The organism is Sulfurimonas sp. ST-27 (assembly GCF_048081595.1).
In the GTDB taxonomy this organism is placed as follows: domain Bacteria; phylum Campylobacterota; class Campylobacteria; order Campylobacterales; family Sulfurimonadaceae; genus Sulfurimonas; species Sulfurimonas hydrogeniphila.
On the sequence record NZ_CP182226.1, the window covers coordinates 636,086 to 650,071 of the forward strand.

At 34.7% G+C, this 13,986-nt stretch carries 19 protein-coding genes; 11 read left to right on the forward strand and 8 right to left on the reverse strand.

All coding sequences use genetic code 11. The features are described 5' to 3' along the window. Window positions 1-65: 65 nt before the first annotated feature. The 3 genes from ACM66U_RS03390 to ACM66U_RS03400 all read right to left on the reverse strand — a co-directional run bounded on the left by ACM66U_RS03390 (window position 66) and on the right by ACM66U_RS03400 (window position 2,014). Window positions 66-362 carry a type II toxin-antitoxin system RelE family toxin gene (locus tag ACM66U_RS03390; protein ID WP_346389514.1) on the reverse strand — a complete coding sequence of 99 codons (297 nt, stop codon included), beginning with the start codon at window positions 360-362 and terminating at the stop codon, window positions 66-68. A 3-nt stretch (window positions 363-365) separates the two neighbouring features. After that, window positions 366-674, reverse strand: a complete 309-nt coding sequence (locus ACM66U_RS03395; RefSeq protein WP_346389515.1) for a hypothetical protein — start codon at window positions 672-674, stop codon at window positions 366-368. Window positions 675-802: 128 nt separating this feature from the next. After that, window positions 803-2,014, reverse strand: a complete 1,212-nt coding sequence (locus ACM66U_RS03400) for a hypothetical protein (protein WP_418641134.1) — start codon at window positions 2,012-2,014, stop codon at window positions 803-805. A gap of 430 nt (window positions 2,015-2,444) precedes the next feature. On the opposite strand from ACM66U_RS03400, the gene ACM66U_RS03405 reads away from it, so the two are divergent. The 3 genes from ACM66U_RS03405 to ACM66U_RS03415 all read left to right on the forward strand — a co-directional run bounded on the left by ACM66U_RS03405 (window position 2,445) and on the right by ACM66U_RS03415 (window position 4,517). Beyond that, a complete protein-coding gene (locus tag ACM66U_RS03405) occupies window positions 2,445-3,416 on the forward strand; it encodes a hypothetical protein (protein ID WP_418641135.1) in 972 nt (323 codons plus the stop codon). Between the two features lie 160 nt (window positions 3,417-3,576). Further along, complete coding sequence (locus tag ACM66U_RS03410; protein WP_418641136.1) at window positions 3,577-4,239, forward strand: hypothetical protein; 663 nt, start codon at window positions 3,577-3,579, stop codon at window positions 4,237-4,239. A 44-nt stretch (window positions 4,240-4,283) separates the two neighbouring features. Continuing rightward, window positions 4,284-4,517, forward strand: a complete 234-nt coding sequence (locus ACM66U_RS03415; protein ID WP_418641137.1) for a pyocin activator PrtN family protein — start codon at window positions 4,284-4,286, stop codon at window positions 4,515-4,517. Window positions 4,518-4,709: 192 nt separating this feature from the next. Here ACM66U_RS03415 and ACM66U_RS03420 read toward each other — a convergent pair whose 3' ends face one another. Continuing rightward, the gene (locus tag ACM66U_RS03420) at window positions 4,710-4,928 is read right to left on the reverse strand and encodes a cold-shock protein (RefSeq protein WP_151900841.1); all 219 of its coding nucleotides are present in this window, start codon (window positions 4,926-4,928) and stop codon (window positions 4,710-4,712) included. 286 nt (window positions 4,929-5,214) lie between these two features. Here ACM66U_RS03420 and ACM66U_RS03425 point away from each other — a divergent pair, with 286 nt between their 5' ends. The 8 genes from ACM66U_RS03425 (at window position 5,215) to exbD (ending at window position 10,721) form a co-directional block, all read left to right on the forward strand. After that, complete coding sequence (locus tag ACM66U_RS03425; protein ID WP_346389520.1) at window positions 5,215-5,529, forward strand: hypothetical protein; 315 nt, start codon at window positions 5,215-5,217, stop codon at window positions 5,527-5,529. A 67-nt stretch (window positions 5,530-5,596) separates the two neighbouring features. Beyond that, window positions 5,597-6,955, forward strand: a complete 1,359-nt coding sequence (locus ACM66U_RS03430; protein WP_418641138.1) for a phosphomannomutase/phosphoglucomutase — start codon at window positions 5,597-5,599, stop codon at window positions 6,953-6,955. 71 nt (window positions 6,956-7,026) lie between these two features. Next, window positions 7,027-7,368, forward strand: coding sequence for a hypothetical protein (locus ACM66U_RS03435; protein ID WP_151900838.1), 342 nt, complete (start codon window positions 7,027-7,029; stop codon window positions 7,366-7,368). A gap of 48 nt (window positions 7,369-7,416) precedes the next feature. Continuing rightward, a complete protein-coding gene (gene pyrC, locus ACM66U_RS03440) occupies window positions 7,417-8,424 on the forward strand; it encodes a dihydroorotase (RefSeq protein ID WP_418641139.1) in 1,008 nt (335 codons plus the stop codon). Next, window positions 8,414-9,073, forward strand: coding sequence for a response regulator transcription factor (locus ACM66U_RS03445; RefSeq protein ID WP_151900836.1), 660 nt, complete (start codon window positions 8,414-8,416; stop codon window positions 9,071-9,073). Before pyrC ends, ACM66U_RS03445 begins: the two co-directional genes overlap by 11 nt. A 100-nt stretch (window positions 9,074-9,173) precedes the next feature. Then, a complete protein-coding gene (locus ACM66U_RS03450) occupies window positions 9,174-9,905 on the forward strand; it encodes a sensor histidine kinase (RefSeq protein WP_230973251.1) in 732 nt (243 codons plus the stop codon). Next, complete coding sequence (gene exbB, locus ACM66U_RS03455; RefSeq protein ID WP_188109973.1) at window positions 9,896-10,342, forward strand: TonB-system energizer ExbB; 447 nt, start codon at window positions 9,896-9,898, stop codon at window positions 10,340-10,342. Before ACM66U_RS03450 ends, exbB begins: the two co-directional genes overlap by 10 nt. Beyond that, window positions 10,332-10,721: a TonB system transport protein ExbD gene (gene exbD, locus ACM66U_RS03460; RefSeq protein ID WP_151900834.1), complete on the forward strand. Its 390-nt coding sequence runs from the start codon at window positions 10,332-10,334 to the stop codon at window positions 10,719-10,721. Before exbB ends, exbD begins: the two co-directional genes overlap by 11 nt. 21 nt (window positions 10,722-10,742) lie before the next feature. On the opposite strand, the gene ACM66U_RS03465 is transcribed toward exbD, so the two are convergent. The 4 genes from ACM66U_RS03465 to groL are packed head-to-tail and all read right to left on the reverse strand — an operon-like array spanning window position 10,743 to window position 13,985. Next, window positions 10,743-10,982, reverse strand: a complete 240-nt coding sequence (locus ACM66U_RS03465; protein WP_418641140.1) for a hypothetical protein — start codon at window positions 10,980-10,982, stop codon at window positions 10,743-10,745. Further along, on the reverse strand, window positions 10,983-11,432 hold the full coding sequence (locus ACM66U_RS03470) for a hypothetical protein (RefSeq protein ID WP_418641141.1): 450 nt from the start codon (window positions 11,430-11,432) through the stop codon (window positions 10,983-10,985). It lies immediately after the preceding gene. Window positions 11,433-11,480: 48 nt separating this feature from the next. Beyond that, a complete protein-coding gene (locus tag ACM66U_RS03475) occupies window positions 11,481-12,335 on the reverse strand; it encodes a patatin-like phospholipase family protein (protein ID WP_346389524.1) in 855 nt (284 codons plus the stop codon). 6 nt (window positions 12,336-12,341) lie between these two features. Next, window positions 12,342-13,985, reverse strand: coding sequence for a chaperonin GroEL (groL, locus tag ACM66U_RS03480; protein ID WP_151900830.1), 1,644 nt, complete (start codon window positions 13,983-13,985; stop codon window positions 12,342-12,344). Window position 13,986 lies beyond the last annotated feature (1 nt).

Consider the following 13,986-nt stretch of genomic DNA (forward strand, 5'->3'; position numbering starts at 1 on the left):
TTCAATGGATTTTAAAAGTTATAAAATATTTACTATGTGCCTTGTTATAGGCACATATTTATATATTATTCTCTTCTTTTTTGAGCTTCAGTGTATACTTTCATTCCCTCTCTTTTGCCAATAGCTATAACCTTGACAACTAAAATATCATCAACAATCTCATAGACTATACGAACCTGCTTTTTGGCAACATAGACTTTTCTCAAACCTGAGAGATTCAGATTGTTCTTATTGCCAAGAAGTGGACCAAGTTCTGGTGAGACTTTTATCTTCTCTAATTTTTTAAAGACTTCAATGCGAACAGAGTTGTTGAGTTTTTTGAGATCCTCTTCGACAAGAGGATGGTAAATAATCTTATACATTTTTTATAGCTGACTTTTGCTGATACCAAATTTGGCAGCCATATCATCTTCAGATATATACTCTGAGAGAGGTGTATCTTTTCTTTGCTCAATCATATTATAGATTTCACTGTGTTCAGCAAGTTCCATTGCCTCTTCAAGAGCTTTGAGCCTTTCATATTCATCTGTTGAGATAACAACAGCTTCAAGCTTGTTGTTTTTAAGAATCCCTATCTTTTCAAGAGAATGTGCTTTTATGCTACTAACTACACTTCCTATCTGTTTTGTAAAGTCTGTAATGGAGAATAATTCATTTTGTGCATATTTAACCATTTTCTTATCCTTTATATTTACTAGTTAATTTCATTGTTAATATTATACTCTATTTTAGTGTTATTGTGAAATACAACAGAGATCACAAAGGGCTACCGCTGTTGTATAGAATATGGTTTGCTTTTTTTTTACTTCTTTTTAGCTCTATTATGTTGAAATTGTCTGATAATATCCTGCTTACTTTTATAATTTTGAAGCAAAAAATCTGAAATATGATACTGCTTACCGGCAACATAAATTAGGTCCTCTTTATCTCTGTGAATGTTAATGAAAGTAAAATTCATATTTTCGATAAGTTTATCTAAAAACTCCTGTCTATTTTTTGCAACTTTTAATGCTTCAAGTAAAGCATTCTGCCATTTTGAAGAGACACTTTTAAACTGTTCAATATCAACATAATCTTTTAGAAGTTCAAGTATCTCAGTATGAGAGCAATCTTTTATCTCCTGAATGTAACTGACAAGATGATAACTGACATCCTTTTTGAAATCATAGATAACTCCGGATTCACTGAAATGTTGATAAGTATTGCTCATATCTGTTTTTATTTTAGTACCTTTATTGCCATATTCAGTAAAGCAGACACCTTCCAAATCATGAATCAATGATTCATAGTCCAATTCTTTGGAGATTGCAACAATATCATAAGAATATATTCCTTTATCAATGGTATAGTTTACAGAAGGTGCTATATAAGTACTTTCTTGATTGAGACTTGCATCCACTGAGTGGCTCTTTTTTGTTTTTTTATTCTTTTTTACTATTGGTGTATTGTTTTGAATATTGTTCTTTGCCTGATCAAGATACTTGTCAAGTGGAATAAGTGATCCTGGGATACGGGTGATATATTTTTCCTCTAAATTATGAGTTGGATAGTAAAATCTTGCCCGATCAAAGAGAGCTTTTGTATCAATATAGGCATTCATATCAAGATCTTTTACAATCAGGGCCATCATCTCTGTATATAACTCTTTTGATATATCTGCTGAGATTATCTGATCCAAATAACAAAACACTCTATATCTCTCTTTGATTGATCCATTTTTACTTTTTAAATGACTTTTGCTTGGAACTATGAGAGCTTGCATGCCTTTTTGGTCTAAAACTTTTTTACAACCTGCTATAGTGAAATCTGTTTCATCATTATCAATATCAAGTATGAGCAGTTGATGATAGCCAATAATATTTTTTTGTGAACGTTTATTATCTTTAAAACAGGCATTTGAGTATGCATAGTTTTTTACTATTTCAATCAATTTTTTTTGACTATCAATACTTGTTGTAAACCAATCCTTTGAGTATATACTCTCTTCATTTTTACATAAACTTATCTTTTTCATATATTTATTATCCTTTGTTCCTTTATAGTTTTAAGCAACAAAGGTAAATAAAATGAAAAGTCTAAAAAATGAAGATAAATATAGAAGATAGTTTGAACAAAAAAAGAAGTAAGCAAACCATATTTTAAACAATGTGTGGAACACATGGAAAATAAAATTTCTTTCATCTATTATTTTTTATTCATTAGATCTACTTTTACAAGGGATGACTTTTGATAGATGAATGTTATTATTATATTTGATAAAAATACATAAATGTATTTTGATAGATTTTATATAGATATCCCTATAATAACTGCATCTATCAAAAGTCATCCTTAAAAAATACAACAGGATTTAAGTCAAAAATCTCCATCAAATACCAAAAGTAAATGAAAATCAAAAATTTTTCCTTAAAACTAATCTATATATTTAGATTAACGAGGATAGTATGAATACAACAGAAGAAAAAATATCGCTTAAACAGCAGATAAATAATATGAAAATGAGCAAAAGAAGGGTGATAGACTTTTATAACTCAATTATTAATATATCTCAAATGGGTAAAGAGGTTTTTAACAGCAAAAATGTAAAAAATATTTTTACACTCAATCATATAGATGAATCAATTATAAACAGTGCAGATATGCAAAAAGAGTACTTAGCAGTTCTCTTAAAAGCAGGCACACCTAATTACAAAGTAGATGTTCCAAATTTTCAGTTCAACTCAAAAGAGAGAGTAAGCTGGATGATTTTAGAGTTTGACATACAAGCCAATCTATCAGAAAATGAAAACATAAGATATACAAGAGAGTATATTGAGTCAGAGATAGGCTTAGAACCTACACTCATAGCAATAGAAGAGTATAAAGTTCTTGCATGCTATTTTTTCCCAAATGCTCCAACAACATTACAAATAAAACGTTTAAAAAAGTATAACTACTTCAAAGATGTTAGGACAGCATTAACTCATAGTTTGGAAGCAAACTGGGATCTAACTGTTGATAAGTACAACGAAACAAAAACATATAGTAATTTTTTACAAAATGCCTTTTATCTTAGTGGCAATATATTTGAAATAGGTGTATTTCAGGAAATTCTGGATGAATATAAAGATTCTCCAATGTTTGAAAAAATAATAAAACAAAAGAAAGCTTATGGTGGTCATAAGTCAGGTGTCACAAAGAGAGCAATGCCATTAAAAGAAAGGAAAGAACTGACAGCACAAGCTAATATAAAAAGATCTGTAACTGCACAAAATAAACTTAAAAAGGTGCTTAAACATATAGTGGAGAGAGAACCAAATCCTAATTTTTCTATCAGACATATTGTACAAGTATTAAAAGAGTTGGATAAGAGGATGTCTCATAAAACTATTGCAAAGTATTTAGCTCAAATTAAATTAGATTTAAATTTAGAATAATCTTAATATTGAAATATATACGATTTATAAGTCGTAGAATGTTTGTATAGTTATTCAGTGGTTGAGATTTAGCTTGAACAAATAAGTTGTTAAAGCATTCAAGAAAACTATCTACTTTTTTTAGAGTAGGTTTTGAAATAATTCATACGAGGAAATAGATATGTATAGTAAAGAAAAATTAAATACGTTAGCTTATTTAGGCATTAAAAATAAATATTCTTCATTTGAATTTGAAGAAAAGTTTTTTGAAGTAAGTGAAAAAAAATATTTTGCTTATGATGATGAACTGTATGGAGCTTCTCTTTGTGCTATTACAAATATAAACAATAAAAGAGCCTCTGTATATGTTGTGATTGATAACGGTAGAGGTAATAAAGATTATGATATCAAAATAACTACATTATATAAGGAAGCCTTGAAAGCTTATAATGATTTGAAGGATCTTATAAAGTCAGATTACAGCATAGACCAAAAATTAAAAAGAAAACAATTATGGTTTGAAGGATTAGAAACATATGAATTAGAGTCTTCAGTTTATGGTGCTATACAGATTGCATATGATTTAAATATAGAGAAATTTATTTTCATTACTTTTAGTAATTATGAAGATGGAGGGTATAGTTATGGAATTAATGGAGACTTAACACAAATCAATACAGAAATGTTTGATAGTAAAGGTGAAGAAATCCCTTATAAATATGGATTTGATCATATTGAAGATGTCGTAAAGTATTTAAAAGATATAGATTTTTGTTTGGAAGATTGGAAAAAAGAAGAACTGTATGAATTTGCACTATTAAGCAGCACAATCGAAAATGCATAAAAAACTAAACAACGGAAAAGAAAAAATTTAAAGAAGGAGGGCATATGACTAATACTGAACAATATATGAACTTATTATACAAAAAATATAATAAGATGCAATTAACAAGAAAAGAAGTAGCTGAAGTATTAGAAATTTCCCTCACTTCTTTGGATACACTTATAACAAATAATACCTTACCTATTAGATATAGAAGAATAGGAAACTCCCAAAAAGCAAGATATATTTTCCCAATTTTAGAAGTAGCAAATTTCTTAGCTTTTGAAGATGCCGCATAATTTACTTACATATATAAAATTAATCAATCATTGTAATTAAGAGTGCTGCTCTTTATATTATTTAATAGCTACTTTAAAAGAGTGTGTATTTTTGTAAATATAGTTGAAAGTTTGGGGAGATGTTGTCTTATTGTTGTCTTATATTGTTTTTGAAAGTTCTTAAACCCCTTAAAATAGGGGTTTAAAGAGAGACTAAAGTGGAGTTACGTTCTCAGCCTGTGGGCCTTTTTGACCTTCACCAACTTCGAAAGTTACTCTTTGACCTTCTTCAAGTGAAACACGTCCACCACCGTTGTTGTTCACTTGACGGAAATGTACGAATACATCTTTTCCACCATTGTCTTGTTCTATGAAACCATAACCTTTTTCGTCGTTAAACCATTTAACTTTACCGTCTTGTAATTCTGCCATTGTCTAGCCTTGTATATTTATTTTGTCAAAAAATTGGGAGAGTCTTTAGGAGGTTTTAACACATAGATCAAAAAACACACTAAAGATGAATTCACGCCTCATCTTTCACTTGGCAACAGTATATCAGCTTTTTTTTAAATTACCAAGAAAATATGTAAATTTAAATAAATTCTTTGTAGAAGTTAAGATTTTGTGCATAAAACCGATAGTAATACATAAAGTTCTATAACAACCAGTCGGCACTAAAGTACCGATTCCGAAAAAAATCATTGAGAAGGCAATATTTATGGACATATCTTCAAACAGTGCAATTAAAAATTTATACACAAAAAAACTCTCTGCTGATGATGTCAAAGCAATTAAAAAAGAGATAGCGCAAAATATGAAAGAGATAGCCTTACATGTAAACAAAAAGCCAAACGGTGTAGATGAAACAATCAATAAAATAGTTTCCAATTTTCAAGACTTTCAAAATTTTTTGCAGAATGTAGGCTATGACGGTAAAAAATCAATAGCTGAGTTGTCAAAAGAAGAAGGCGAACGTATGCTTAAAAAGATGTTTGAAAAGGCAGATTTTCAAAAGCTTGACATAAAAGTATAAACACAAAAAGTAATATTTAATAAATATTTATGTAGAATCTCTGTAATAATTTTACAAGGCTGGACAATTGAGCATTTACAGAGAATATGACATACGCGGAATATATGAAAAAGAGTTAAACGAAGAGAGTGTGACAAAAATAGGCTATGGGCTTGCATCTAAAATAGAGGGCGAATATGTGGCAGTGGGTTATGATGCCAGAAGCCACTCGCCGATTCTTTTTGAGTATCTGGTGGCAGGGCTCAATGCAGGCGGGAAAAAAGTGCTTGACATGGGACTTGTTCCGACACCGGTAAACTACTTCACAAATTATCAGGAGTGGGATGGCATTGTGCCTTCGGCTTCTGTTATGATAACAGGTTCGCATAATCCGAGTGAATACAACGGTTTTAAGATTACGGTAGACAAAGCGCCTTTTTTTGGGGAAGATATTTATGCGCTTGGGCGTGAGTGCGAGACGATGCAAATGCCGCCAAAAGTACCAAGAGATGTGAGTAAAATCAAGGCGAAAGAGCGTTATATAGATTTTATGGTCAATGAATTTCAACACCTTAAAGGGTTGCAAACAAAGATTGTTTATGATTGCGGCAATGGTGTGGCAGGTGTTGTGCTGCCTGAAATCTTTGAAAAACTCGCATTACATGTAAAGGGAATATATGTAGAGCCTGACGGAACTTTTCCAAACCATCATCCTGATCCTTCGGTAGAGGAAAATCTCAAAGATGTCAAAGCCCTGCTTGAAAAAGAGGGTGATATTGCTTTTGCGTATGACGGGGATGCAGACCGTATAGCGGTGCTTACACATAAGAACAACATCAAAGGCGATATGATGGCACTTTTATATGCCATGAAGATGGACAAGCCGACCGTTGTAGGAGAAGTGAAATGCTCACAGGTGATGTATGATGAGTTGGAGCGTCGTGGTGCCAAGGCTGTGATGTATAAAACAGGACATTCAAACCTCAAAGTGAAAATGAAAGAAATCAATGCTGATTTGGCATGTGAGGTGAGCGGGCATGTCTTTTTTAAAAACCGTTATTTCGGCTATGATGATGCGATTTATGCAACACTCAGAATGCTGGAACTGGTACATGAGGGGATAGATTTAGATGCAGAACTTGCCAAACTCCCGCAAGTCTATTCTACTGAAGAAATTAAAGTAGAAACAACAGAAGCACAGAAATTTAAAATCATAGAAAAAGTAAAAGAACTGCTTAAAAATCCGCCTGCCGATTTTCCTGTTATAAAAGATATGATAGACGTGGACGGTGTACGCATCAACTTTGAAAAAGGCTGGGGGCTTGTACGGGCGAGTAACACAACACCGGTTTTAGTGACGCGATTTGAATCAACAGACAAAGAGGAAGCCAAACGCTATGAAAATGCAATCAATGATTTAATAGCCCAGGCAAAAGAAAGTTTATAATTTATATGTATAATAAAGATTAGTTAATCTTAATTAGGTAGAATTCCTGTAAAAAATACGGAGTTTTGCCAATGCTTTACTATACAATGCTTTTTCTTGCTTTTCTTTACTTTAAAATTGCCCGCGTTTACAAAAAAGAAGAAAAATCCAATCTCAATATGAATATTCAAAACACTCTTGTTTTTATTGCTATCGTGGCTTTGCTTGTGTATGGTTTTACCCATAAAACATGGTACACAGTTTTACTTGCCGCTTATCTTTTTCTTATTCTCGCTTCACTCATGGTTTCTGCTGTCCAGGTAGGTGTTTTTATAGAAGGAAAACCTTTTGTCAAGCTCAGTCATTTATATAGGTTTTTAGCACCTATAGGTATGCTTCTTTGGTTTGCCGATATATATTTATGGGGCATTTAACAACGAATTTGTTATAATGTTTTCATTGATAAACTTAAGGAAATTTTTATGAAAACCCATACACTTTTGATGCCTCTGGATATGCACCTGCACCTTCGTGACGGTGTAATGCTTGAAAATGTAGCGCCCTTGACGGCATACAGTTACAGCGGGGCCATAGTGATGCCCAATCTTGTGCCTCCTGTTGAGACAAGAGAAGATCTTTTGGCGTACAGAGAGCGGATTATGGCGGCTGTGCCAAATGATTATTTTGAACCCTACATGACACTGTTTTATAAAAATTATGATAAAGCTTTTTTAGAAAGTATAGTAGATGAAATAACAGCGATTAAACTCTATCCTGCGGGAATTACTACAAATTCAGAGGGCGGTGTCAGCTCTTTTGATATAGAAGAGATGTGTACTACTTTGGAGACGATGAGCAGTTTGGGTATTCCTTTATGCGTGCACGGTGAGACGGATGGTTTTGTGATGGACAGAGAAGCGGAGTTTATGAGTATTTATGAACTTTTGGCACAGAATTTTCCTGATTTGAAAATTATAATGGAGCATATTACAACCAAAGAAGCGGTTGCCATGCTGGACAAATATCCGAATTTGTATGCGACGATTACTGTACATCACCTGCTGTTAACGCTGGATGATGTCATCGGCGGATTGATGCGGCCGCACCTTTTTTGCAAACCGATTGCCAAAAGACCGGAAGATTTGGATGCACTTTTAAGTGTAGCGCTTGAAGCGCATCCAAAAGTAATGTTTGGATCTGATTCTGCGCCGCATCCTCAGCATAAAAAAGAGTCCTGTGGCTGTGCGGCGGGTATTTTTACCGCACCGATTTCACTACAGCTTCTGACAGAAATATTTGACCAGTTTGACAAGTTGGATAATTTACAGGCATTTGTCAGTGACAATGCACAAAATATTTACGGAATCTGTCCTGAGTTTAAAGAAGTGACGCTTGAAAAAAGACCCTTTGTAGTTCCCCAGAACTATGCAGGAGTTGTGCCTATGTATGCGGGTGAAACGATAGGATGGGCTATAGAGAGTGTCGATTAAAATACTGCTGCTTGAAGATGACCTTCTTTTTGGGGAGACCCTGGTGGACTTACTCGAGGAAGAGGGGTATGAAGTGCTTCATTATCCAAACGGGCAGGATGCTCTTGATGCCACCTATGATACAAAGTTTGATATTTATCTTTTGGATATCAATGTGCCTCTTATAGACGGTATTTCTCTGCTCGGTGATTTACGCTCTGCCCAGGATGAAACACCTGCCATTTTTCTCACTTCGCATAAAGAAAAAGAGATGCTTCATCGTGGTTTTGTAAGCGGTTGTGATGACTTTTTAACAAAACCTTTTGACAATGCAGAACTTTTATTTCGCATACAGGCGCTTATAAAAAGAACCAAGATAAAAGAAGCGGAATGTATAGGTGAACTGTGTCATGACAAGCTGCATAAATGTATTTATTATAATAAAACGGTTTTGGAACTTTCAAAAAAAGAGTATGAACTTTTAGCATTGCTGATGAATCATGTCAACTCTCCTGTACCAAAAGAGCTGATATATGAAGAGTTGTGGACAACGGCTGACGGAGGAGGAAGTGATGGCGCTATACGCGTCTATATAAACAGACTCAAACAATTACTGCCTACTATGTGCATAGAAAATATTCGCGGCATCGGATACAAACTTGTTTCGTAATCTTCGAATAATTATCTTTATTTATTACTTTTTTACTGTAGCAGGTTTTTTACTGCTCGGATACTACTTTCTCAACGTATTACATGTAGAGAATCTTTATATGTTTGCTTTTATTGTTCTTTGTATTGTTATACTTTCAGGAGTATTTATATCCAAACTTGCAGTTGATCCCTTGGCTGAGTATGTTCAAGAGTTGCAAAACCTTTCAAAAGAGACCCTCCATGAGCTTAATCTGCCTATCAGCACCATTACAACAACGACACAGCTTTTAGGTAAAAATTGCCATGATGAGAAAATACTCAAACGCATTGGACGTATAAATACAGCCTGTATGATGCTTAAAGAGCGTTATAATGAATTGGATTATCTGATTAAGATGCAAACAAATCAAAAGATAAAAGAGGAGTTTTTTGTTGATGAGTTAGTCAAACAGAGAGTTGGCTTTGTAAAAAAAATATATCCTCAAATGAAATTTAATCTTGTGTTGGAAAAAATGCCTGTATTGAGCGATCAAAAAGGTTTGGGAAAAGTAATTGACAATATTATTGATAATGGGGTAAAATACTCAGGCACTTCAAGAAATATAGATATTGAGGTAAAAAACAACAGTATAAAAATAAAAGATTACGGAATAGGGATGGATGAGGTTGAACTTGTTCGTATTTTTGACAACTATTACCAGTCAAATAAAAATATGCAGGGTTTTGGCATAGGATTAAATCTTGTCAAAAGATTTTGCGAAAGAAACAATATAGAATTACTGTTGCAGTCATCAAAAAATATTGGAACAACAGTAGAATTAAAATTTAAACAGGAATATGAATGCAAATAACAAATGATATAATGACATATGCAGAACAGGCCCTTGATTATGGTGTTATGGGAACCTTGATTCTTATGAGTATTGTCACTTTGTGGCTTTTTATTGAGAGAATGATGTTTTACAAGAGTGTACGTATAGAAGATTATAAACACAGAGACAATTTAGAACTTGACTTAACGGACAATATCAATGTCATCAGTGCAATAGGAACAAATGCACCCTATGTGGGTCTGCTTGGAACAGTCATCGGTATTATGATCACTTTTTATACTTTGGGTGATTTGGGTGCAGTAGATGCAAAAAAAATCATGATAGGACTCGCTCTTGCACTCAAAGCTACGGCGATGGGACTTGTTGTGGCTATGCCGGCTATTGTAGCCTATACAATTCTTCTTCGTAAAGTTGAAAGAATTTTAACAAAGTTTGATGTGGCCCATGAAGTGTAAAAAACAGTTTAAAAAGTTTGACCAGATCAATGTCATTCCTTTTATAGATATTATGCTTGTTCTGCTTGTCATGGTGCTGACAACAGCTACTTTTATAAAGCAGGGCGTTATTCCCGTGAATTTGCCAGAAGCAAAAGCAACAGAAAAAGAAGATACAAAAAAAGAGGTGACGGTTTATGTGAATGCAAAAAGTGAGATATTTTTTGACAAAGAGAAAGTAAACCTCAAAGAGTTACAACAAAAACTTTCTGCTGTTTCCAAAGACCAGACGGTAGTGCTTCGAAGTGACAAAGAGTCCAAGTTTCAGGACTTTGTAAATGTGATGGATATTTTAAAGAAACTGGGACACGAACAGTTGTATATAGTTACGAAAGAGTAGTTTTACATTCAGAGGTGCCCTTTAGTAATTTGTCTGCAGTAGTTTAAACTTTTTTTCTTTTACAGATGTTTTTTTGTTTGCAGCCTGTGGCTTTTTTAATTCAGGTGCTTTTGTATTAAAACTCTTTTTTTCTATTTTTTTTGCATCTTCTTGAAAGAGTGTTGAAGCGAAGAAAAATAAAATCATTATTACGACAACACTTGCATAAAGTAAAATATAGTTTTTTATATGCCCAGACTCAAACGGGTTTTCAATCTTCATCTAAACAAAAACCTTCATCGATTTTAATTTTTCATTTTCAATGCTTGTCTGTTCTATCTGTGAGATTAATTCTTTATCCATAAAAGCGGCTGCGTGTTTTTGCACCAAGGAAACCAGTGTGGCATAGGAACTCAAATCGACTGTTTTTTTTCGTAAGGCAGAGTGTGTGATAAAGTTTAATATATCTTCATCTTTGAGCAAAGGGATGTTTTTGAGAATGTTTTGTGTCATCAACTCATTAAGAGCATCATCATGAAGAAGTACATTGTCAACATTTGCTTTTGCGATTTTTTTGTCAAGACCATGTTCAAAAAGTTTTTTGCTGACTTTTGCTCTAAAACTGTTTGTGCTTTTTGTGTGAATGGTTCCCTGCAGATCTATTTTTGGTAAAACACCACCAAATGCAATATTTCCTATAAAGACTGTTATTATGAAAATTTTATTACTCATCTGTTTTCCTTTCGTTATGTATAAGTGTAGTCATTATAAGACAATAAATTATAAATCAGCTCTTTTTTTGCATAAATTGTAACCATAGGCAATCAATTCTTCTGCTTTGTCGAAGTCAAAAGTGTTGCACAGGTTTCTGGGTATATCTATTTCTATATCAGAAGGATAAGCTGCAAGTTTCATACGGGCGAGTGCTCCCTGGAGTGTTTCAAAAGATTTGTTTGCAATGCTGTACATATTGTCTTCTTTGACAAATGTATCGGGTAATGAGAGAGTCTTCAGATAGTGTTGCAGTTTTTGCCGTATTGGAGTGTCAGTTTTTTTACGTTTTTTTATTGGCATATCAGGAGCAGCTTCAGCACCCAGGTTTACCGAAATAGTAAGGTCTGTATCATCATGAAATGTCGGCGCAATAGGTACCGGATTGAGTACCCCGCCGTCAACAAGTTTTTTTCCTGATGGTGTGATAAAAGGAGTGAAAAAAAGAGGCAGAGAGATGGACGCTCTAATGGCACTTAATAAAGAACCACTGTTAATCCATACTTCTTTCTCAGCTTCTATATCTGTACAGACAGCTGTAAATTTTATATCTAAAGATTCGATGAGGCAGTCACCGACAAGGTTTTCAAGCTTTTGCATCAGTTTCTGTCCTGATACAAGACCGCCTGAACCTTTAAAGTCAAGCAGTTTTAGCATTTCAAGAGTATCTATCTGCTGGAGCCACTCTTCATAAATATGCAGCACTCCGGCTGCATAAAATCCACCGACGAGTGCACCGATAGAACATCCTGAAACAGATTTTATTTCGTAATCGTTTTCTTCGAGGTATCTGATGATGCCAATGTGGGCTAGACCACGGGCACCACCGCTTCCAAGAACCAAGGAGACAGTTTTTTTACTCACTGCTTCTTACATCATTCCCGGCATTCCCATTTGCGGAGGCATTCCTCCTCCCATATCTGCTGCAGGAGCTTCTTCTTTTGGAATTTCAAAAATTGCCGCTTCTGTAGTAAGGAGCAGGCTTGAAACGGAAGTCGCATTTGTAAGCGCAACACGTTCAACTTTAAACGGATCGATAATACCCGCTTCAAACATATCTACATATTCACCTGTTGCCGCATTGAAACCAATATTTTCATTTTCTGCATTTTGAATTGCATTGACAACAACACCGGTGTCAAATCCTGCATTTTGTGCGATCTGTTTTATAGGAGCTTTCACGGCACGTAATATGATTTCAGCACCGATTTTTTGATCGCCTTCAAGGTTATCAATATTTACTTTTGCAGCAGCATGAACCAGTGCCGCTCCACCACCGATGACTATACCTTCTTCAACAGCTGCTTTTGTAGCCGAAAGCGCATCATCAACACGGTCTTTTTTCTCTTTCATTTCAGTCTCAGTTGCAGCACCGACTTTGATGACGGCTACACCACCGCTGAGTTTTGCAAGACGTTCTTGCAGTTTTTCTTTATCATACTCGCTGGAAGTTGCTTCAATCTGTGTTTTTATTTCAGATATACGGGCTTTGACAGCTTCTTCACTTCCTGCACCGTCAACGATGACTGTATTGTCTTTGTCTATGACAACACGTGATGCCTGTCCAAGCATAGAAATTTCTGCACCCTCCAATGTATAGCCTGTTTCCTCAGAAATTACAGTACCGCCTGTCAATGTTGCAATATCTTGCAGCATTGCTTTTCTTCTGTCTCCAAAGCCTGGTGCTTTTACAGCGGAAATGTTGAGTACACCGCGAAGTTTGTTCACAACAAGAGTTGAAAGTGCTTCACCCTCTACATCTTCAGCAATGATAAGTAAAGGACGGTTTGTCTTTTGTACCTGTTCTAAAACCGGCAGCAGATCTTTAAGCGATGCAATTTTACTGTCAACCAGTAAGATATACGGATTTTCGATTTCTGCTGTCATTTTTTCAGTATTTGTAATGAAATACGGGCTTAAATATCCACGGTCAAACTGCATACCTTCAACAACATCAAGCTCATCTACGATACCTTTTGCCTCTTCAACAGTAATTACACCGTCCTGACCGACTTTTTCCATAGCTTCTGCTATCATGTTTCCTATTTTTGCATCGGAGTTTGCAGAAATAGTTGCAACCTGTGCAATTTCATTTTTGTCTTTAATAGATTTAGAAGCTGCTTTTAAGTGCTCCAAAATTGAATCACATGCTTTGTCCATTCCGCGTTTTACTTCAACAGGGTTTGCACCTGCCGTGATGTTTCTAAGCCCTTCGCTGAAAATCGCATTTGCAAGCACTGTTGCCGTTGTTGTTCCGTCTCCGGCTTCATCCGCAGTGTTTGAAGCAACTTCTTTTACAAGTTGTGCTCCCATGTTTTCCAGGTTGTCCTGTAGCTCAATTTCACGGGCAACAGATACACCGTCTTTTGTGATACTAGGCGCACCATAGCTTTTTTGTATCAAAACATTACGACCGCGAGGTCCCATTGTCACTTTTACCGCATCTGTGAGTTTTTCAACTCCGCGTGCCAGTTTGTTTCTTGCGTTATCTGAAAATATTATCTCTTTTGCCATT